At 62.6% G+C, this 18,842-nt stretch carries 19 protein-coding genes; 12 read left to right on the forward strand and 7 right to left on the reverse strand.

Annotated elements, in window-relative coordinates:
- Window positions 1–2: 2 nt before the first annotated feature.
- Entirely contained in the window at window positions 3–1,040 is a 1,038-nt protein-coding gene (locus RE429_RS26435; RefSeq protein ID WP_414474689.1) for an NAD(P)-dependent alcohol dehydrogenase, read from the reverse strand.
- A 579-nt stretch (window positions 1,041–1,619) separates the two neighbouring features.
- Between RE429_RS26435 and RE429_RS26440 the strand changes: the two genes are divergently transcribed.
- Both RE429_RS26440 and RE429_RS26445 read left to right on the forward strand, forming a co-directional pair.
- On the forward strand, window positions 1,620–2,168 hold the full coding sequence (locus RE429_RS26440; RefSeq protein ID WP_414474690.1) for a GreA/GreB family elongation factor: 549 nt from the start codon (window positions 1,620–1,622) through the stop codon (window positions 2,166–2,168).
- Between the two features lie 85 nt (window positions 2,169–2,253).
- Window positions 2,254–2,406: a hypothetical protein gene (locus tag RE429_RS26445; protein ID WP_414474691.1), complete on the forward strand. Its 153-nt coding sequence runs from the start codon at window positions 2,254–2,256 to the stop codon at window positions 2,404–2,406.
- Window positions 2,407–2,598: 192 nt separating this feature from the next.
- Here the strand turns inward: RE429_RS26445 and RE429_RS26450 are convergent, their stop codons facing one another.
- Together RE429_RS26450 and RE429_RS26455 are read right to left on the reverse strand one after the other, a co-directional pair.
- Window positions 2,599–3,051: a PaaI family thioesterase gene (locus tag RE429_RS26450; protein ID WP_414474692.1), complete on the reverse strand. Its 453-nt coding sequence runs from the start codon at window positions 3,049–3,051 to the stop codon at window positions 2,599–2,601.
- A gap of 141 nt (window positions 3,052–3,192) precedes the next feature.
- Complete coding sequence (locus RE429_RS26455; RefSeq protein ID WP_414474693.1) at window positions 3,193–4,062, reverse strand: LysR family transcriptional regulator; 870 nt, start codon at window positions 4,060–4,062, stop codon at window positions 3,193–3,195.
- Window positions 4,063–4,213: 151 nt separating this feature from the next.
- Between RE429_RS26455 and RE429_RS26460 the strand changes: the two genes are divergently transcribed.
- The 3 genes from RE429_RS26460 to RE429_RS26470 all read left to right on the forward strand — a co-directional run bounded on the left by RE429_RS26460 (window position 4,214) and on the right by RE429_RS26470 (window position 7,460).
- Window positions 4,214–5,179, forward strand: a complete 966-nt coding sequence (locus RE429_RS26460) for a Bug family tripartite tricarboxylate transporter substrate binding protein (RefSeq protein ID WP_414474694.1) — start codon at window positions 4,214–4,216, stop codon at window positions 5,177–5,179.
- A 138-nt stretch (window positions 5,180–5,317) separates the two neighbouring features.
- Window positions 5,318–6,208 (forward strand): HpcH/HpaI aldolase/citrate lyase family protein, encoded by an 891-nt coding sequence (locus RE429_RS26465; protein ID WP_414474695.1) that lies wholly within the window; start codon window positions 5,318–5,320, stop codon window positions 6,206–6,208.
- 1 nt (window position 6,209) lies between these two features.
- Entirely contained in the window at window positions 6,210–7,460 is a 1,251-nt protein-coding gene (locus RE429_RS26470) for a CaiB/BaiF CoA transferase family protein (RefSeq protein WP_414474696.1), read from the forward strand.
- A 231-nt stretch (window positions 7,461–7,691) separates the two neighbouring features.
- Here the strand turns inward: RE429_RS26470 and RE429_RS26475 are convergent, their stop codons facing one another.
- Both RE429_RS26475 and RE429_RS26480 read right to left on the reverse strand, forming a co-directional pair.
- The gene (locus RE429_RS26475; protein WP_414474697.1) at window positions 7,692–8,699 is read right to left on the reverse strand and encodes a 3'-5' exonuclease; all 1,008 of its coding nucleotides are present in this window, start codon (window positions 8,697–8,699) and stop codon (window positions 7,692–7,694) included.
- Between the two features lie 302 nt (window positions 8,700–9,001).
- Window positions 9,002–9,295, reverse strand: coding sequence for a hypothetical protein (locus RE429_RS26480; protein WP_414474698.1), 294 nt, complete (start codon window positions 9,293–9,295; stop codon window positions 9,002–9,004).
- A 31-nt stretch (window positions 9,296–9,326) separates the two neighbouring features.
- Between RE429_RS26480 and RE429_RS26485 the strand changes: the two genes are divergently transcribed.
- Window positions 9,327–9,689, forward strand: a complete 363-nt coding sequence (locus tag RE429_RS26485; RefSeq protein ID WP_414474699.1) for a hypothetical protein — start codon at window positions 9,327–9,329, stop codon at window positions 9,687–9,689.
- Window positions 9,690–9,913: 224 nt separating this feature from the next.
- Here RE429_RS26485 and hisD read toward each other — a convergent pair whose 3' ends face one another.
- Window positions 9,914–11,197 carry a histidinol dehydrogenase gene (gene hisD / locus RE429_RS26490; protein WP_414474700.1) on the reverse strand — a complete coding sequence of 428 codons (1,284 nt, stop codon included), beginning with the start codon at window positions 11,195–11,197 and terminating at the stop codon, window positions 9,914–9,916.
- A gap of 163 nt (window positions 11,198–11,360) precedes the next feature.
- Between hisD and RE429_RS26495 the strand changes: the two genes are divergently transcribed.
- The 6 genes from RE429_RS26495 to RE429_RS26520 all read left to right on the forward strand — a co-directional run bounded on the left by RE429_RS26495 (window position 11,361) and on the right by RE429_RS26520 (window position 17,780).
- On the forward strand, window positions 11,361–11,909 hold the full coding sequence (locus RE429_RS26495) for a cupin domain-containing protein (RefSeq protein ID WP_414474701.1): 549 nt from the start codon (window positions 11,361–11,363) through the stop codon (window positions 11,907–11,909).
- Window positions 11,910–12,075: 166 nt separating this feature from the next.
- Window positions 12,076–13,113 (forward strand): ABC transporter substrate-binding protein, encoded by a 1,038-nt coding sequence (locus RE429_RS26500; protein WP_414475947.1) that lies wholly within the window; start codon window positions 12,076–12,078, stop codon window positions 13,111–13,113.
- 157 nt (window positions 13,114–13,270) lie between these two features.
- Complete coding sequence (locus RE429_RS26505) at window positions 13,271–14,335, forward strand: ABC transporter ATP-binding protein (protein ID WP_414474702.1); 1,065 nt, start codon at window positions 13,271–13,273, stop codon at window positions 14,333–14,335.
- Window positions 14,332–15,519 (forward strand): ABC transporter permease, encoded by a 1,188-nt coding sequence (locus RE429_RS26510; protein ID WP_414474703.1) that lies wholly within the window; start codon window positions 14,332–14,334, stop codon window positions 15,517–15,519. The genes RE429_RS26505 and RE429_RS26510 overlap by 4 nt, the downstream gene beginning before the upstream one ends.
- A gap of 58 nt (window positions 15,520–15,577) precedes the next feature.
- On the forward strand, window positions 15,578–16,318 hold the full coding sequence (locus tag RE429_RS26515) for an ABC transporter permease (RefSeq protein WP_414475948.1): 741 nt from the start codon (window positions 15,578–15,580) through the stop codon (window positions 16,316–16,318).
- Between the two features lie 73 nt (window positions 16,319–16,391).
- Window positions 16,392–17,780, forward strand: a complete 1,389-nt coding sequence (locus RE429_RS26520) for an aspartate aminotransferase family protein (protein ID WP_414474704.1) — start codon at window positions 16,392–16,394, stop codon at window positions 17,778–17,780.
- A 449-nt stretch (window positions 17,781–18,229) separates the two neighbouring features.
- Here the strand turns inward: RE429_RS26520 and RE429_RS26525 are convergent, their stop codons facing one another.
- Complete coding sequence (locus tag RE429_RS26525; RefSeq protein ID WP_414474705.1) at window positions 18,230–18,835, reverse strand: HMA2 domain-containing protein; 606 nt, start codon at window positions 18,833–18,835, stop codon at window positions 18,230–18,232.
- Window positions 18,836–18,842 lie beyond the last annotated feature (7 nt).

Consider the following 18,842-nt stretch of genomic DNA (forward strand, 5'->3'; position numbering starts at 1 on the left):
GATCAGGTCGGCATTTCGATCTGCACCTTGACCGAGGTCGGCGGCATGGCCTTGGCGAAGTCGAAGGCAGCGATGCTGTCCTCGAACGCGAAGCGATCGGTGATCAGCGGCTTCACGTCGATCCTGCCCGAGGCGATCATCGCCACCGCGCGAGGATAAACATGGGCGTAGCGGAAGACGTTCTCGACGCGAACTTCCCTCATCTGCGCCTTGCTGACATCGTAGGCGAACGGTTCGAGCGGAATGCCCACCAGCGCGACTTTTCCGCCCGGGCAGACGAGGTCGAACATCTCCGCCATGGCGGGCGCATAGCCCGAACACTCGAAGAGCACATCCGCACCCCATCCGTCGGTCTCGCGTGCGACGACATCCTGAAGTTTCCGGCTTCTGACATTGACCGGCAGGACGGGTCCGAGCTTCCTGGCCAGTTCGAGCTTCGGCTCATGGACATCGCTGACGATGACACGCGAGCAGCCTGCCGCAAGAGCCGCCAGGATCGTCACCATCCCGATGGGTCCGGCGCCGATCACGACGGCGAGATCGCCCGGCTGCACCTGAAGCTTGGTGGCGGCGTGCACGCCCACGGCCAGCGGCTCGACCATCGCGCCCTCGGCATAGCTGACATGATCCGGCAATTTGAACGTGAAGTCGGCCGGGTGAACCACCGTGGGGCGCAGCACCCCGTGCACCGGTGGAGTTGCCCAGAACCGCACCGCCGGATCGAGGTTGTACTTGCCGAGCCGCGTCGCACGGCTCGCCGGATCGGGAATGCCGGGTTCCATGCAGACCCTGTCACCCGGCTTGAGCTCGGTCACCGCCGATCCGACCTCGACGATCTCTCCGGCGGCCTCGTGGCCGAGGATCATGGGCTCTCGAACCACGAACGGGCCGATGGCGCCGTGCGTATAGTAATGCACGTCGCTGCCACAGACGCCGACCGTGCGAAGGGCAATCCGGACATCCCGTGGTCCGAGCGTCTCCTGGAGTGGGAGATCACGCAGACTGAGCTCATCCTTACGTTCAAGAACCAGTGCTTTCATGACTCGATCTCTTCGCGAAGGTCGTCGGGTCAGGCCGCGGCTGCGCCTGACGGAATGAAGGCGGAAGATGACACTGCCTGTCCATGGTGGGAGCAAGGCTGCCGGATACGCGCATCCTCATCCTCAAAGCGGCTCGGCCACCATGATAGGACATATTGCTTCGCGTGCAATCTCGAGACAACCAAGAGAGCATTGTTGGACAGGACAGTTTACGGCTTCGAGCCGATTGACGAGCGCACGTCGATCGAGGGCATTCGTTCCGACAGATGCGCGCTCGGAACAGAGGAAAACAAGCTCAACGGTCTTCGTCGACGTCCACGGTCTTGAATCCTCTCGTTCGGTACTTATATGCATACTGTCATGATTACATCGCGTTACATCCTCATCCTCCGCGGAGGCCGCCTCTTCGCAGGCTGCTGAACCCCGAACCCGTGCGGGCGCATGGCGCCGCCGTCGTTCGGGGTCATGACCAATCGCGCAAAAATCGAAGTCAGCAGGCCCGATCCCGGGTGCGACCGGGTGTGTCTGCCGCCGTGCGGCTCGCGTGCGAGCCGGATCGGCGCTGTCTCGGAGGATTTCATGAACACGACCGTTGAATTGCCGCACGTCACCATCGCGACCCATGATTTCAACCGTCTCATGTCCGTCGCGGCCATGGACCAGAACCGGCGCAAGCCGCACCGGCAGTTCCTGATGTCGGAGCTGCGACGGGCTTCTCTCTGTCATCCCGACGCGTTGCCGGAGGACGTGGTTTCGACCAACGCGAAGGTCACGTACCGGATCGACGGCAGCGGACAATCGATGGCGCATGTCCTGGTCTATCCGGAGGACCTGCTCTGGCCGGGCGCGGAACTATCCGTGACGACCCCCCTGGGGATCGCCTTGCTCGGCCTTCGGGTCGGCGACCGCATGCCGTTCCGGACGAGTCCGGGCGGGCCATGGCACGAGGTCGTGGTGGAGGATGTCCGGTTCAGGCTTCTGCCGGATGAGGCGGAGCCCGCCTCTAAGGCACCCGACCGGTCGGGAAGCGGGAACGACAACTCGTGGGCCGATCTCGAACGCCGGCTGGACGATGCTTTGATGGAGACCTTCCCGGCCAGTGACCCTGTCTCGGTCATCGTCCGCTGACGGTCTTAGGTGACGATAAGGCAGGTGAATTCCTGCTTAAACAAAAACGAAAATCCGCCGCAGAAGCGGCCAAGGAGAAGAAAAAATGAAAGCTGAAAACAAGATTGCGACCACCAGAAAGCCGCGTATCGAGCGCCCGACCGAAGCCAAGGCCGTCGTGGTCGCGCCATGGGCTCCGCAGCCCAACCCGCTCACCCGCGAGGAGATCCGCAGGATCGTGATCGCCCAGATCGGATAGCGGCCGCTTGCCCGCTGGAGCCGGCTTGCGGGCCCAGCGCCGGGGAGGTGCTGGAAGGTCTCGGGAGACCATGCGCCATCCCCCCTCCAGCGGACATCTCGCTCCGCTCGCAGGGGGGCGCTGCACAAGACCCGGCAAGTCCGCGCTCGGGCACCATCACCTCGACCGGGACTGCGGCGGATCCCTGCCGCATCATCCGCTTGTCAGGATTTTCCAGATCCCGTTGGCGGTCGCAACGATGCGATCATTCACCACGAGATCGCCTTTCATGAAGATCAAGTCGCGTGTCCGTCGCACGATGTCGGCGCGGGCTTCGACGAATTGGCCGATCTGGATGGCAGCGACGAAATGAACATCGAGTTGTATCGTCGCGTGATCTTTGCCGCCGATCGCGTGATGGGCGGTCATTCCCAGGACACGGTCCGCAAAGGTCATGATCATTCCGCCATGCACGACTCCGAGACGGTTGCGGTGCTTGGGATCCGCCAGGAAGGCGAAGCGCATCCCGTTCCCGTCAGGCTTTTGCCAGATTGGACCGACGAGGCCGATATATCCCTCGTCCGAAATTCTCTCCCATCCATGTGCGGCAGGATCGAAAGGGGCGTCCTGGCCCGAGGGGTCTGAGCCGTGATCTGCGGCAGCCATGCGGTTCTCGTCTTCTGGAGAGTTCGGGCGAACGAGCGGTTCGGCCCGTTCATGGGACAATCGAGAGGCAGTGACAAGAACAGGATCGGGCGGCTGCACCTCCAGCGCTGGCCATGGCGCAAGGCCGAGAGGCGCAAAGACCTATGAGAGCGATGCCACGGCCTGTTCGAGAAAGACCCGCAGCAGGCGGATTCGTGCCGAGCCTTTCATCCACAGAAAGCCGAGCCGCCTCGGCTCGGCCGGCAAGGGCAGCGGCAGTTTCGCCAATGAGAGGCCCTCGGGCCAGGGCGGAGACCAATCGGGGACGAGCGAGACCCCCAGCCCCCGATCCACCATGACGGCAATCGCATCGAGAGTCGAAAGCTCGAACCTCTCCCGAGGTCGGATCTTGGCCTGGGCGAGATAATTGTCCACCAGGCGGCCGCCCCAGAAGCTGCGCCCATAACGGATGAACGGTTCGGACGCCAGGACCTCATGGGCGTCCAGGCCGTCCATCGACGACGGCACGATCACCAGCAAAGGTTCCTCTCTCAGCACCGTCCATCCGCAGGCCTTGGGCAGCGCGAAGTAAGGCTCGATGATGATGGCGCCATCCACTTCGCCGTTCAGCACCTTGGAATGGAGCTCGGCCGACTGGCCGGGAACGATGTGGATCTCCAGGCCGGGATAGGCTTCCTGCACGGCCGTCAGGATTTTGGGCATCAACCCCGTAATGGCGGTCGGTACCGCGCCGATCCGGATCTCTCCGGAAGGCGTTTCGGTCGTCAGGGCCCATTTGAGGTTGTCGACGTCGCGGAGCAGGTTGCGCCCCAGTTCGGTCAGGGCCCGTCCCGCCTCCGTGGGCGTCACGGTCCGGCCGGAGCGGACGAGAAGGCGCGCTCCAAATTCCTTTTCCAGCGTGCGCATGCGCAGGGCCACGGAGGCGGGTGTCAGATTGAGGCGGCGAGCGGCCTCTGCGATCGAGCCACCCTCGGCGACGATCACGAAGGTCCTGAGAAATTCGGTATCCATAAGATGGAAAAACTATCTTCTTAATGTGGAAAATGCCAGCTTTTCCCATCGTATCGGCGATCGTTACTCTTCCTCCGTTGGATCGTCCGTTCCGGAGCCAGCCTGTTAAAGGGGCCTGCTCGAAAGGTCTCAGCCACATGGGAGAGAAATCATGACGCCCGTTCGCCGCCGAACCGCTTTGTTCGCCCTCGCTGCCCTGGCCGTTGCAGCCGCCGCGCCAGCCCATGCGCAGATCAAAGGTCTCGAGATCATCGCCCCGGCCAATCCGGGCAGTGGCTTTGACCAGACCTCGCGAGCCGTCAGGGAGGCTCTGATGGAAGCAGGGCTCGCTTCCGGCATCCAGGTCTTGAACGTCCCCGGCGCCGGCGGGGCCATCGGGCTCGCTCAGTTCGTGAACGGGCAGAACCGCGGCCCCGGGCTGCTGACGATCGGCGTGACCACGGTCGGGGCGATCCTGACGACCAAGCCACCGGTCACGCTGGAGGACGCCACACCTCTCGCCCTGCTGCTGCGTGAGTACAGCGTGGTGGTAGTCCCGACCAGTTCCGACATCAAGACGCTGGCCGATCTCACCGCCAAGGTGAAGGCCAATCCCGCCTCCGTCACATGGGCCGTGGGATCCGCGGGCGGGCTCGACCACGTCATCGCGGGACAGATCACGAAAGCGGTCGCGGGCGATGCCAGCAAGACCAATGCGATCAACTATGCCGGCGGCGGCGAACAGGTCGCGGCCATTCTGGGCGGTCACGTGACGGCCGGCATCGGCGGCGTGCCGGAATTCGCATCGCAGATCAAGTCCGGCAAGGTGCGGGCTCTCGCGGTGTCATCGGGTGAGCGTCTCGCCGATCTCGACGTGCCGACGCTGAAGGAGCAGGGCGTCGACGTCGAGATCGGAACCTGGCGCGGCCTGTTGGCCCGGAAGCAGTCCAGCGACGCCGAGAAGCAGGAGCTGAGCGCGGCGATCGAGAAGATGGTCGAAACCCCGGCCTGGAAGGCCGCCCTCGAGAGGAACGGCTGGATCGGAGCCTATCGGAACGGGGAAGGGTTCGGTGCCTTCCTGAAAGAGCAGCAGGCCATGATGAAGACCGCGCTGGGAGAGCTCGGCCTCCTGAAATAGCGGTCACTGATCGATTGAAAACATCCCTGAGGCAGGCAGCCGCGGTTGCGAACCCGCCGCATCCCGCCGCAGGTTCGGCAACCAGGACGTCATCGGCCAGCACGGTGACGTCGCCCATTCGGATCTCGGGAAAGACCCATGCAACGTCTGATGCGGAGCAAGCTTTTCGTGCCCGGCTCACGCCCGGAACTCTTCGCCAAGGCGGTCGCGTCGGCAGCCGATGCGCTCTCGTTCGACCTCGAGGATGCCGTCGCAGCGGACCGCAAGGCGGAGGCGCGAACCGCCGTCGGATCCTTCCTGCGCGGCCGTCCGACGGAGAATCGCCAGATCGTGGTCGTGCGTTCGAACGGTCTTTCGAGTGGATTGTTCGAGGACGATCTCAAGGTGATCGTCGGACCCGGTCTCGACGTCCTCAACCTGCCGATGGTGGAGAGCGGCGATGAGGTCCGGGAGGCTGCCCGTGCACTTGCCCGTCTCGAGGCGGCGGCCGGCATGGAGCGTCCCATCGGCATTCTCGCCAATATCGAGACGCCGAAAGGCTTGCGGCTTGCAGCCGACATCGCGACCGCGGACCCACGTATCGTCGGACTTCAGATCGGCTATGCGGATCTGTTCGAGCCATGCGGCATCGACCGATCTGATCCGAAGGCCTTGAGCTACGTTCGAATGGCGATCCGGCTGTCTGCGGCGGAGGCGAAGGTTCCGGCTTACGACGGAGCCTATGCCGTCGTGGCCAAACCGGAGCGGTATCGCGAGGAATGTGAGGAGGCCCGCAGTCTCGGATTTTCCGGCAAGAGCTGCATCCATCCCACGCAGATTCCCATTGCCAACGAGTGCTTCATGCCTCGTCGGGCGGATATCGAACGGGCCCGCCGGATCCTGGCTGCCGCGGAGAAGGCCGCCGCCAAGGGCGTCGGAGCCTTCGTGGTGGACGGGCAGATGATCGACGAACCATTCCTCGTCAGTGCGCGGGCCATCGTTGCCCTCGCCGAGCAATTCGATCCCGATCGAAGCGGGGAGGGACGCTGACATGGTCTCCTCGAAACTTCACCAGCGTGACTACCGTCCCGAGATGCAAGGCACTCTGGACGGTCTGAGGATCCTCGATCTTTCGCGCCTTTTCGCGGGCAATGTCTGCACGCAGATGCTGGCCGACTTCGGCGCCGAGGTGATCAAGGTCGAGCCGCCCGAGGGCGACACGCTGCGGGCCTGGAAGACCGAAGGCGTCAGCACGCACTGGAAGATCTACGCCCGCAACAAGAAGAGTCTCTGCCTCGACCTGAGAAATCCTCAAGCCTGCGAGATCATCAAGGCTCTCGTCCCCTCGTCCGATATGTTCATCGAGAGCTTCCGGCCCGGCGTTCTCGAGAAGATGGGGCTTGGTCCCGAGACCTTGCTGCAGCTCAATCCGAAGCTCGTGGTCATGCGCATCTCGGGCTGGGGCCAGGATGGTCCCTACAGTCAGCGTCCCGGGTTCGGCACCGTGGTGGAGGGAATCTCCGGATTTGCAGCCATCAACGGTTTCGCCGACCGGGAACCCGTTCTTCCCCCGATGTATCTCGCCGATGGCATCGCCGGCATCTATGGCGCCTCCGCGGCCATGATCGCATTGCGCGAGGTGGAGCTGAAGGGCGGACGGGGACAGGTCATCGACCTGCCACTGCTCGACCCGCTCTTCTCGATCCTCGGTCCCCAGTCCGCCAATTACCGCCTTACCGGCAAGGTCAAGCCGCGCACGGGAAGCCGTTCGACGAACTCGGCTCCGCGCAATGCCTATCGATGCAGGGACGGCCGATACGTGAGCCTTTCGGCCTCTATCCAGAAGATGGCCGAACGCCTGTTCCGGTCCATCGGCCGGCCTGAGCTCATCGACGATCCCCGGTTCCGGACGAATGCCGACCGGGTCAGGAACGCCGAGGAGCTGGACGCCATCATCGGCGCCTTCATCGCCGAGCGGACGCAGGCGGAGAACGTCGCCTTCTTCGAGGCGGCGGAAGTCACGATCGGCCCGATCTACGATACCTCCCAGATCCTCGATGACCCGCATTTCGTCGCGCGTGACGTGGTTTCCGACTATCCCGATCCGGACATGGGCGCACTGCCGATGCATCACGTCGTGCCCCGGCTCGAAGGTACGCCCGGCTCCATCAGGACGCCCGCTCCGAGGCTCGGCGAACATAACCGGGCTGTGCTGTCCGAGATTGGGATCGACGATGCCGGATACGCCGACTTGGTCGCATCCAAGGTGGTGTGTGAGGAAATTCCATCAACTGCGGGATGATGCCCAGAATGCATGATTCCGCGCCTGTCCACATTCGCCGTGAGGACATTTCTACCGTGCCCCAGCGCCTCGTGCGACAAAGTGGACCCGGTTTTCCGCAACGACGATGCGCTGTTCGATAGGGGGAGCATCGAACCGACGCCAAAAGTGCACATCCACTTTTCACGTCCGATGCTCTCATGAAGACGTTTCCGAACCTGGAGGAACATTTTCGCGGTGGAAGCGGCCAAGTTACGACGCTGAGCGGAAACGCTCGAAGGCCGTGATCCTCTGGGTGAACGGCTCTACGTCGCGGCGGTAAATCTCCCGCCGCAGAAAGGTCAGTTCCATCTCGTAGGCGTCTTCGGCGATTTCAATGAACCAGGATTTGGGTCGACCGTTCGTGCCATCGTTCCAGCGATAGCCCCGCTTCTTAAGCTCATCCTTCATCTCGAAGGGGCTGCCTTCCGCCCAGATCCGCAGCAGGGCTTTGCGGGCCGAAATCAGAAGATGGGACATGGGGCTGCCCGCATCCCCGGGCAGAGAAGCTGCCAGCACCTCGAGAAGCGCATGGCAGTCCTCGACGGCGCGATGGCCCTGATGAAACCAGCCGCATTGCGAGAGCAGATAGCCCAACTTCGAGCCCTCGAAGCCGAGATTGGACCAGGATATCTCCGCATGCGAGCAGGCCCACGCCTTCAACGAAAATCCATGGGTCAAGCGCTCACAGAAGGGACGATCGAAGCGAGCGTTGTGGGCGATCACCAGATGGGCCGGCTGGATGAAGGCCTCGACGGCATTCAAGTCGATCGAGTGGCCTCTGACCATGTCGGGCGTTATCCCGGTCAGACGCGTGATCTCGGGCGTAATCGGGACGGATGGTTCCCGCAGAGCATTGAAGGTGCCGACGACCTCACCGATCCGGCCATCCTCATCATACGAGAACGCCACCATCCCGATCTCGATGACCTCGTCGCGGGTATGGTCGAGACCTGTGGTTTCGGTGTCCACGATGACTGCGAGCTTTTCACCTGGAAGCGCGATGCGGGACGTGATCACGGGACGAGGCAGAAGGCGGCGTAGAATGCGATATTGCCCGCTCGCCTCCAGGCTATCGGCTGCCAGTTCGAAATTGGCCGGGTCCAATCGGAAGGCCCGCCTTTGCCCTTGAGGCTTGACCTGGATGTCGGAGGTGACGGGCTTCTGGACGGATGGGACGGTCGCATCCAGTCCTTGAAAGAGATCGGCCTGTCCCTGCATTCAGTCCCGCTCCTGTGACAGTGATGCATGTCGTTGATGAACCGGACAAACCGTAGGATGGAACTGGTCGCCACATGGTTAAAGAAGGCGACGTTCGCGGCACATTTGGCAATCAGGCCCAAGCGGGCGCGAATGAAAGAGGCACTGGGGCCTCCTGGAGATCAACACGAGAGTCGGATCCATGACAATTCCATTGCATGTCGCCGCGGCCGGAAGATCTCGGGGCGAAAGCCGCGTGACGTGCCAGGGTCATCTCGCGCGAGTGAACCGAACGGCCACGTTGTCATTATCATGGGCGAGGATCACTGCTCCTCGGCCCGGCCGCTTTCGGCCTTAGCAGATGAAGGAATGACAATGGCTACGACCAAGAAGGATGGCACGTCACAACCCAGCAGGAGCCGGAAGGCGTCGGAGAAGTCTTCCTCGCGAAGCGCCGCCAAGAAGGGGACCACCGCTGCCAAGCGTGCGCAGCCCAAGGCTATGGCTGGCTCCCGGTCCGCGACGAAGTCCCAGGCTGTTCCGGCGAAGGCCCGTTCCTCTGCGGGGTCGCGCAATGCGGCACGCTCGACGTCCGGTGCGTCGAAGTCACGTTCCACGACACGGGCCCGCTCGCGGTCGCAGGGCGGCATGCTGAGCCCGATGGCATGGCTCTCGAGCCTCGAGACGACGCTCACCTCGCCGCAGGCACGCGCTGTGATGGCCGAGGCCCTCAGGGCCGTCGCGAACGTGCTTGAGAATCCGCAGGGGACCGAGCAGGGGCAGGGCCGTGCGGCACAGCAAGGCAGGAACGCCGTGTCGGCCGCAGGAAGTCTCGGCGCCGAGATCGTTGCCGCTCCGCTGGAGGTCGCAGCGGCTGCCATCGGGGCAGCAGGAGACGTCGTGACGAGTGCACTCGGCGGTTCGGCGGGCGAGGGCCGCGGCAGCGGCAATGGCCGGAAGGGCGGCAGGCAGTCCTCCGCGCGAAAGAGAGCATCGTCCGTCGGCAAGTAGTCCAATCGGATCATCGGTCGGACGGAAAGCGTGCCTGCCAGCACTAACCCGTCCGGCCGTCACAGAACGCGGTCCCGGCGCCAGTCGAGCCGGGGACATCGGATATTCATTCGGGATCGGCAATATCCTTGCTGGACCCTTTTCGGAATTTCGCTGGTCGGCAGGCGCGAGCGTCATACTGCGAGTGTCATACTGATTGAGCAGTTCCGGGAAGGATGTGTCCTTCAGGTCGCCTTCATCCGGATTGCTGCCGCGCGGCGGTGGCCCTCCAGGCCCTCGCTCCGACTTTGCCTGGTCGCCGGCGGCGCCACGGCGGCGACTCCACGTTCATCCAGCCACTGATGCGTACAGATCTTGACGTAGGATCCGACCCAGAGCCCACCCGTGTATCGTCCGGCTCCCATGGTCGGCAGCGTATGATTGGTTCCGCAACATTTATCCGAGTACACGACGCTGGCGAGGGGCCCGATGAAGAGGGAGCCGTAATTGCGCAGTTGACGCGCGGTCGCGTGAGGATCGGCCGTGTGGACCTGAAGATGCTCGGCAGCAATGAAGTCGGAATAGGCGACCATTGCGTCCTCGTCCTCGCACAGCGCCACCTCGCCATAGTCGCGCCATGCGGCGCCGGCGACGGGTGCGGTCGGAAGGTCGCGCAACTGCCGCTCCACCTCCGCAAGCGTTGCCTGCGCCAGCCTCCGGCTCGTGGTGATGAGCCCCATCCGCGTCCGCACGTCGTGTTCGGCCTGAGCGAGAAGGTCCACGGCGATCAAGTGCGGATCTCCCGTTTCGTCGGCGACCACGAAGATTTCGCTCGGTCCCGCGAGCTGATCGATGCCGACGCGCCCGAAAACCTGCCGCTTGGCCTCATTCACGTATGCATTGCCAGGCCCGACGATCTTATCCACCGCAGGAATGCTTTCCGTTCCATAAGCCATGGCGGCAATCGCCTGAGCGCCGCCGACCCGGAAAATGCGATCCGCGCCGGACAGGTGACAACCGGCGATCATAGCCGGATGCGCCTTGGGGGGCAGGCAGGCGATGACCTCTTCGCATCCGGCGACCTTCGCGGGCACGAGCGTCATGACCGGAGCCGACAGGAGAGGGTAGCGCCCGCCCGGAACATAGGCGCCGATGGTCCGGATGGGGATGACACGGTGACCCAGATGAAGGCCGGGCAGGGCTTCGACATCGAGCGGAAGCACCGTGCCCAGCTGGGCCTGTGCAAAGGCGCGGACGCGTTCGATCGCGAACTCGGTGTCACGGCGCGTTTGTAGGTCGAGGTTCTCGATGGCCTCGGCACGCTCCGTGTCGCTGACCTCGAAGGTCGAAACGTCAGCCTGATCGAAGGCCTTCGAATAGTCGCGGAGAGCGGCATCTCCCCTGTCGCGCACATCCGCGATGATGCCCCTGACGGTCGCCTCGATCTCTCCGGTTTCCGTTGCGGCATCATGCTTCGGGGCCTTGAGAAAAGTGATTTTGGCGCGCGTGCTCGCGGTCAGGGTCGACATCGCTTCCTCCCATTGCGTTGAACCCAGGTTCATGGATCGCGCCGCCGTCCTCAAGACAGCTTGACCGGCTTGTTCAGAATTCTCACCAGGAGTAGGGTATCGAGGACCGGAGGACTCCGGGAGGGCGCTCGCGAGTAGCGCAACTTCATCATGCGGGATGGCGATGCCGAAGATTGGAGCACGATTGCTGGAATTGCGCCGCCGGCGCGGATTGAGCGTTCGGGAGCTCGCGTTGCGGTCGGGCATCTCGCACTCGTCGATCTCGCTGATCGAGCGCGACCGTATGAGCCCCTCGGTCGACACCCTGAGCGCCATTCTGGATGCGTTGGGAACGACGCTGACCGGGTTTTTCGCCGAGATGAACGCGGCCGCGCCCTATTCGCCGTTCTACCCGGCCAGCGAGTGGGTGGAGATCGGAAAGGCGCAGACGATCTCCTATCGGATGCTGGGGATGAACCAGCCCAACCGCCAGATCTTGATGCTGCACGAGACCTATGCGGTCGGGGCGGATTCCGGCGTGCCGTATTCCCACTCGGCCCAAGAGGCCGGCATGGTCGTCCGCGGCGCCGTCGAAGTGACGGTCGGGGATCAGAGCAAGGTCCTGGGAGAGGGCGACGGCTACTATTTCGACAGCAGGGTACCCCACCGGTTTCGCAACGTATCGGGCGGGACAAGCACCATCATCAGTGCGGTCACGCCGCCCACATACTGAGATGCTGACAGACTGAGACATATGTCATCGTCACGGGTGTCACAGAGGCGCGATGGTGATTATTCTCACCATGGAACGGCCTTGGCAGTCGTTAATCGGCCACGTTATGCTCGGCTCCCCCAGAGGAAAATAACCAACAGAGGGATAGACGATGAATTCCGCGAAGATGCTTTCCGTCGCCGGCTGTGTATCCGCCCTGCTCATCGGCTGGAGCGTGCAGGCCGTTCAGGCCCGTGATCTCACGGTGGTTTCCTGGGGCGGCAATTACCAGGATGCCCAGCGCAAGATCTACTTCGAGCCCTTCTCCAAGAAAATCGGCAAGCCGGTTCTTGAAGAAAGCTGGGATGGCGGTATCGGCGTTCTGGCCGCCAAGGTCAAGGCCGGTACGCCCAATTGGGACGTGGTTCAGGTCGAGTCCGAGGAACTGGCGCTCGGCTGCGCCGACGGCTTCTACGAAAAGATCGATTGGAACAAGCTGGGCGGCAAGGACAAGTTTCTGCCCGCGGCCGTGGATGATTGCGGGGTCGGCGCCATCGTGTGGTCGACGGCTCTGAGCTACGACGCCAATCGCCTGAAGGAGGCGCCGAAATCCTGGGCCGATTTCTGGGATGTCAACAAGTTCCCGGGCAAGCGTGGCCTCCGGCGGGGACCGAAATACGCTCTCGAGTTCGCCCTGATGGCCGACGGTGTTCCACCCGCCGACGTCTACAAGGTGCTTGCGACGCCGGAAGGCGTCGACCGTGCGTTCAAGAAACTCGATCAGCTGAAACCACACATCGTCTGGTGGGAATCCGGTGCGCAGCCTCTGCAGCTTCTCGCGTCCGGCGAGGTGGTGATGACCTCCGCTTACAATGGACGCATTTCGGGCATCAACAAGACCGAGGGCAGGAACTTCAAGGTCGTCTGGCCCGGCAGCTTGTACGCCATCGACAGCTGGGTCATCCTCAAGGACAGCCCCAACAAGGACCAGGCGATGGATTTCATCACGTTCGCCAGTCAGCCGGAGAACCAGGTGAAGCTGCCGGAATACATCGCCTACGGCCTGCCGAACAAGGAGGCTGCGGCAAAGGTGCCTGCCGATTTGCAGAAGGACTTGCCCACGGCGCCCGAAAACCTCGCGAATTCCGCTCCGCTCGATGCCGATTTCTGGATCGACAACATCGAAGAGTTGAACAAGCGTTTCAATGCCTGGCTGGCTCAGTAAAGCGAAAGCCGGTCTCTTGACGGGGAGAGAGCGTGCCGAGGCTTTGTCACGCTCTCTCCTGCTCGGAAGGATTTCGACCGCATCCCGCCCTTGGTGGGATGTGGCAGGCGACGCACCAAGCTTACAGGGCACGATCAGAGCCGGATAGAGCAGAGATATGCAGCCCTTCATTCAGTTGGCGTCCGTTTCAAAGAGCTTCGGCTCGCTCACCGTCATCGACTCGCTGAATCTTACCATTCACAAGGGCGAGTTCCTGAGCCTTCTCGGCCCTTCCGGCTCGGGCAAGACGACGATCCTGATGATGCTCGCAGGCTTCGAGCGACCAACCCAGGGAACGATCACGCTCGATGGCGCCCGCATCGACCAGCTGCCGCCTCACCGGCGCGAAATGGGGGTGGTGTTTCAGAACTACGCCCTCTTTCCCCACATGACGGTCGCCGAGAACGTCGCGTTCCCCCTCGAAATGAAAAGGCTGCCCCGCGCTGAGATCGCCCAGAAGGTCGATCGAGCCCTCGACATGGTTCGGCTGGGGCCTCTGAAGAACCGCAGGCCCTCTCAGTTGTCAGGCGGGCAACAGCAGCGCGTTGCTCTCACGCGGGCTCTCGTCTTCGAGCCCCGGGTCATCCTGATGGATGAGCCCCTCGGCGCTCTCGACAAACAGCTGCGGGAGCACATGCAACTGGAGATACGCGAGCTTCACAAGCGGCTCGGCTTGACGATCGTGTTCGTGACGCACGACCAGTCCGAAGCCTTGACGATGTCCGACCGGATCGCGGTGTTCAATGCGGGCAGGATCGAGCAGATCGACAGCCCCCATGTGATTTACGATAGGCCCCGTACGCGCTTCGTCGCGCAGTTCATCGGAGAGACGAACCTGATCGAAGCCGATGTCGTCAATGTCCGGGATGGGCACGCGACAATCGCCCTCAGCGAAGACCTTGTGGCCAGGGTGCGGCCCGGCCCTGAATTGGAGCCGGGACGGAAGGCGTGGTTTTCGTTGCGTCCGGAGCGGATGAGGCTCGGAGCGGACCCCGCCGGAGACAATGTGCTCGACATGATGATCACCGACTGCATCTATCATGGAGATCACATGCGGGTGCAGCTGGCACGGGGTAATTTTACCTTCACGGCGCGGTGCGAGCGCCTCGCGGGGGACTGGACGGTCGGGACGCCGGTCGTGGTGTCGTTCGATCCCCGCGATTGCACGGTGCTCGTGCCATGAGCAGGGCACCCGTACGCGAGCGATTGCGCGCATTGCTGCTGATCGTGCCGCTTCTGGCCTTTCTTGCGGTGTTCTTCCTGTGGCCTCTCTGGACAATGATGATGGCCGCCGTCGTTGATGACACGGTCAGTCGGGTGCTGCCGAGGACCGCGGCGGCCATCGTATCCTGGAATGGACAGGATCTCCCGCCGCCGCAGGTCCGGCAGGCTCTGGTTGAGGATCTCAGGCAGGCCGGCGACCAGCAGGCGCTGGGGGAGACGGTCAGGCGGCTCAACAGCGCCGTATCCGGCTTTCGAACCCTGCTGACCCGCACGACGGCCGCCGTCCGCGATGAGGGCAATGCGTCGAGCATCGATCTGGCGAGCCTCGATCGGCGCTGGCAGGAGCCTCGCTTCTGGCTGGCGCTCAAGGATGCGGTGCCGCCCTACACCGACCGCAACCTTCTGGCCGCCGTCGATATGAAGCGGGGCGCGGATGGGACTATCGTGAGCGAGGAACCCGGTGCATCGGCCAACCGACTGATCATGATCCGCACGTTCCTGGTGGCGGGGATCGTGACGCTGGCTTGCGCTGCCATCGGATTGCCTTATGGGATGTTGGCTGCGGCCGTGACGGGCTGGAAACGCACGGTGCTTCTGCTGGCGGTCCTAGTCCCGCTGTGGACGTCGTTGCTCGTGCGCACCACGGCCTGGTTCGTCCTGCTGCAGAACGAAGGGTTGATCAACGGAGCCTTGCAGGCCATGGGCCTCATCGACAGTCCCTTGCCGTTGATCTTCAACCGCATCGGTGTGGTGATCGCTATGACGCATGTTCTCTTGCCGTTCATGGTCCTGCCGATCTACAGTGTCCTCCTGTCCGTTCCTCGCAATCTGATGCAGGCTGCCGCCTCCATGGGAGCGGGGCCCCTGCGGGCCTTCTGGCGCGTGCTTCTCCCGCTCAGTCTCCCTGGCCTGTTGTCCGGTTCCCTTCTGGTTTTCATGGTGGCCATAGGCTACTACATAACTCCGGCTCTCGTGGGTGGCGCCAACGACCAGATGATCAGTTCCGTCATTGCGTTCTACGCCATGGGAACGGCCAATTGGGGGCTCGCTGGAGCACTCGGCATGATCCTGCTGGTGGTGACGGTGATCCTCTACTTCATCTACGGGCGACTCTCGAAGTCACCCCAATTGCTGGGGGCGTGAGGCCGTGTTTCGGACGGTTCAGACCGTGTTCGGCGTCTTGATCGTGACGTTTCTGCTCATGCCGATCGTCGCGATTCTGCCACTTGCGTTCACATCCAGCGTCTTCCTCACCTATCCGATCGAGGAATATTCCCTCCGCTGGTTCAAGGAACTGGCGACGGCGGACGCGTGGCGCCTCTCGATCATGAACAGTCTGATCATCGGACTTGGAGCAACGCTGCTCTCCACAATTCTGGGAACTCTGGCGGCCTTGGGCATGCGGACGAGGACTCTGCCTTTCACGAACCTGTTGAGGACGGTGTTCCTCCTTCCCATGGTGGTGCCGGCGGTCGTCCTGGGGGTCGGCATGCAGATGCTCTTCGTACGGCTTGGCCTTGCGAGTACCTATCCGGGCGTCATGATCGCCCATGCGGTCCTGTGTGTTCCCTTCGTGATCGTGAGCGTGTCCGCATCGCTTCAAGGAATCGATTCCTCGGTCGAGAAGGCGGCCAGCAGCCTGGGGGCCGCACCGGTCAAGGTCTTCCGGCGTGTGACGTTCCCGTTGGCGCTTCCAGGCATCATCTCGGGGGCCGTCTTCGCGTTCGCGACGTCTCTGGACGAGGTGGTCATCACCCTGTTCGTAGCAGGACCCAATCAAAGAACATTGGCCCGGCAGATGTTCTCGAGTATCCGGGAGAATATCAGCCCGACGGTCGTGGCCGCCGCCTTGCTGCTTATCATCGGCACGCTTTGCCTTGCAGGACTGGCCGCCTTGCTCAGGTGGCGTCAGGAGCGGATCGCCCTCCGGGCGGCCCCATGACGAGGGCAGCAGGAGCACCATTCACACTTCTCAGATCATCACGATCCAGCACACCGGAAGGATAGAGACAATCATGCGTGGACATCCCAACTCGATTTCGGCCCGCGATGTGGAGTACGTGCTCCATCCCGTCACCAATGCCCGCAAGCACGAAGAGATCGGACCAATCGTGATCGATCACGGTGAGGGGGTCTACGTCTACGACGACCAGGGCAACCGGTATATCGAAGCATTGGCCGGCCTCTGGAGCGTGGCGGTCGGCTTTGGAGAGAAACGCCTCGTCGAGGCCGCCAGCCGGCAGATGGCGAAGCTGCCCTATTATCACACGTTCTCTCACAAAACGAACGAGCCCTCGGTCCTACTGGCGGAGAGACTCGTGAAGATGACGCCTGCCCGTCTCAAGCGCGCTTTTTTCACGAACTCGGGCTCCGAGGCGAACGACAGCGTCATCAAGATGGTGTGGTATTACAATAACGCGCGGGGGCTGCCGCAGAAGAAGAAGTTCATTGCCCGCACCAATGCGTACCATGGGATCACTCTTGCCTCGGGCAGCCTGACGGGGCTCGCGGCAAACCATCGCGATTTCGACCTCCCCTTCGTGCCGGTGAGACATGTCACCTGCCCGCACTACTACCGATATGCGGAACCGGGCGAGAGCGAGGAGGCCTTCGCCGACCGCCTTGCGGCGGAACTCGAAGCGGCGATCCTGGAGGAGGGGCCTGAGACGATAGCAGCCTTCATCGGTGAACCGCTGATGGGGGCAGGCGGGGTTCTGCCGCCACCCGCGACCTACTGGGAAAAAGTCCAGGAGATTTGCCGCCGGTACGATATCCTCATCGTCGCCGACGAGGTCATCAATGGCTTCGGTCGCCTCGGGACGATGTTCGCGTGCGACTATTACGGAATCGACCCTGACATTATGGTGCTGTCGAAGCAGATCACCTCGTCCTACCAGCCCCTGGCGGCGGTCATGATCAGCCAAGACCTTTATGACGGTATCGCCGACAACTCTTCCAAGATCGGCACGTTCGGTCACGGCTTCACGACATCGGGCCATCCGGTGCCTGCGGCGGTCGCGCTCGAGAACCTCGATATCATCGAGGAAAGGAATTTGGTCGAGAATGCGCGCCGTGTCGGAGAGGTGATGCAGGCGGAACTCCGCGCGCTGGCAGGTCACCCCCTTGTGGGGGAAGTCCGGGGCGTCGGACTCATTGCCGGCGTGGAGTTGGTCGCTGACAAGAAGACAAAGGCGAAGTTCAATCCTGTCGGAAAAGTTGGAGCACGGGTGTTCTCCCGTGCCCATGAGAATGGATTGATCATCCGCGCCATTGGAGATGTTATCGCATTCTGCCCCCCTCTGATCATCACAGAGGAGCAAGTCCGTGAGATGGTGGAGCGCTTCAGGCTCACTCTCGATCAAACGGCTGCATTGCTGCAGGGCACGGATGTGGCTGCCTTGTGATCCAGGCATGCCTTTTGCCACGTGCCGCCAGGTCACGGGTCACGGGTCATGGAGGGGAACGCATTTTCCCCTCCGTTTCTAGCTGTCTCGTCGGGCGCTAGCGCATCGTGCGGAAAACCGGGTCCACTTGTCGCGTCCGATGCACGAGGATTCCATGGTTCCGAACCGAGATGTGGGCCTCGTACTCCGATTTTACGGATGACCAACGATCGTCTGCTGATTTCATCAGGATCACGCGGCTGCGTTTTTGAACGGCTCGACAGAATGATCGAGAGCCGCGTCCCTCCAGCGTATCTCCCTGCACGTCGACGTGCATGAGACTATTCGGGCAGTCACGGGAAGAGCCATTCCCTTCGAAGCCGCCGTCTCAGAGCCACGACCTCTTTTCCACGCATGGGTGGGCTGGACAACTCGAGGGGGGCACTGCCGCTGAAGGCGTCTGCTGGCGCTCAACCTTGATCGGCGCCATGGGAGCGCTTTCCCTTCAAGGATGTCCCTTCCCAGCCGCCACCTTCGGCGACATGGTGAACGGTGAGCGCATAGTAGAGCAGGGAGGCTGCCGATCCGATCACCTGCCCTCTCATGAGCTGGTAGAAACCCAGGGCGGCAAATCCCACGGCCAGAGGTGGGCTCCTGAGAACCCTGGCCGAGCCATAGGCACTCCAGAAATGTTCGACGGCTGCCCCCAGGGGCTGTCCATAGACGGCCTGAAAGGCGCTCAAGCCAAGAAGACCCGTGGCTACCACATCGAGGGCGGCAGGAGCTGCGGCCAAAGCCTCGATCTGTGGAGCGGGCGCAGAGATGAGGTCTGGCCCCTCGGCAGTAATCTCGATCAGACTGCCTATGGTTGTGAGAAGCTCTCGGAGATCAAGCGGCTTCTGATGCCGGATCAGAATGCTTCCGGTCCGCGGATTGGCATGCAGTTCATCAATCTTGGGGTGGCTTGCGAGTTGCTCGACAAGCGACGCGAACCACGTCGCATCCCCCTTCTTTGAGGATATCCGAAGCCGGGCGCGTCCCGGCAGCTGATGTTCGACGACAGCAATGGGCGCCATGTCAAAG

This window comes from Microvirga sp. M2 (assembly GCF_047497095.1).
GTDB lineage: Bacteria > Pseudomonadota > Alphaproteobacteria > Rhizobiales > Beijerinckiaceae > Microvirga.

Coding starts and splice junctions, on each gene's coding strand:
- hisD (WP_414474700.1), bottom strand. CDS start 11,197: ATGTCGACCCTGACCGCGAGCACGCGCGCCAAAATCACTTTTCTCAAG.
- RE429_RS26520 (WP_414474704.1), top strand. CDS start 16,392: ATGCGTGGACATCCCAACTCGATTTCGGCCCGCGATGTGGAGTACGTG.
- RE429_RS26525 (WP_414474705.1), bottom strand. CDS start 18,835: ATGGCGCCCATTGCTGTCGTCGAACATCAGCTGCCGGGACGCGCCCGG.
- RE429_RS26510 (WP_414474703.1), top strand. CDS start 14,332: ATGAGCAGGGCACCCGTACGCGAGCGATTGCGCGCATTGCTGCTGATC.
- RE429_RS26450 (WP_414474692.1), bottom strand. CDS start 3,051: ATGGCTGCCGCAGATCACGGCTCAGACCCCTCGGGCCAGGACGCCCCT.
- RE429_RS26440 (WP_414474690.1), top strand. CDS start 1,620: ATGAACACGACCGTTGAATTGCCGCACGTCACCATCGCGACCCATGAT.
- RE429_RS26505 (WP_414474702.1), top strand. CDS start 13,271: ATGCAGCCCTTCATTCAGTTGGCGTCCGTTTCAAAGAGCTTCGGCTCG.
- RE429_RS26465 (WP_414474695.1), top strand. CDS start 5,318: ATGCAACGTCTGATGCGGAGCAAGCTTTTCGTGCCCGGCTCACGCCCG.
- RE429_RS26495 (WP_414474701.1), top strand. CDS start 11,361: ATGCCGAAGATTGGAGCACGATTGCTGGAATTGCGCCGCCGGCGCGGA.
- RE429_RS26435 (WP_414474689.1), bottom strand. CDS start 1,040: ATGAAAGCACTGGTTCTTGAACGTAAGGATGAGCTCAGTCTGCGTGAT.
- RE429_RS26470 (WP_414474696.1), top strand. CDS start 6,210: ATGGTCTCCTCGAAACTTCACCAGCGTGACTACCGTCCCGAGATGCAA.
- RE429_RS26500 (WP_414475947.1), top strand. CDS start 12,076: ATGCTTTCCGTCGCCGGCTGTGTATCCGCCCTGCTCATCGGCTGGAGC.
- RE429_RS26445 (WP_414474691.1), top strand. CDS start 2,254: ATGAAAGCTGAAAACAAGATTGCGACCACCAGAAAGCCGCGTATCGAG.
- RE429_RS26460 (WP_414474694.1), top strand. CDS start 4,214: ATGACGCCCGTTCGCCGCCGAACCGCTTTGTTCGCCCTCGCTGCCCTG.
- RE429_RS26515 (WP_414475948.1), top strand. CDS start 15,578: ATGCCGATCGTCGCGATTCTGCCACTTGCGTTCACATCCAGCGTCTTC.
- RE429_RS26485 (WP_414474699.1), top strand. CDS start 9,327: ATGCTGAGCCCGATGGCATGGCTCTCGAGCCTCGAGACGACGCTCACC.
- RE429_RS26475 (WP_414474697.1), bottom strand. CDS start 8,699: ATGCAGGGACAGGCCGATCTCTTTCAAGGACTGGATGCGACCGTCCCA.
- RE429_RS26455 (WP_414474693.1), bottom strand. CDS start 4,062: ATGGATACCGAATTTCTCAGGACCTTCGTGATCGTCGCCGAGGGTGGC.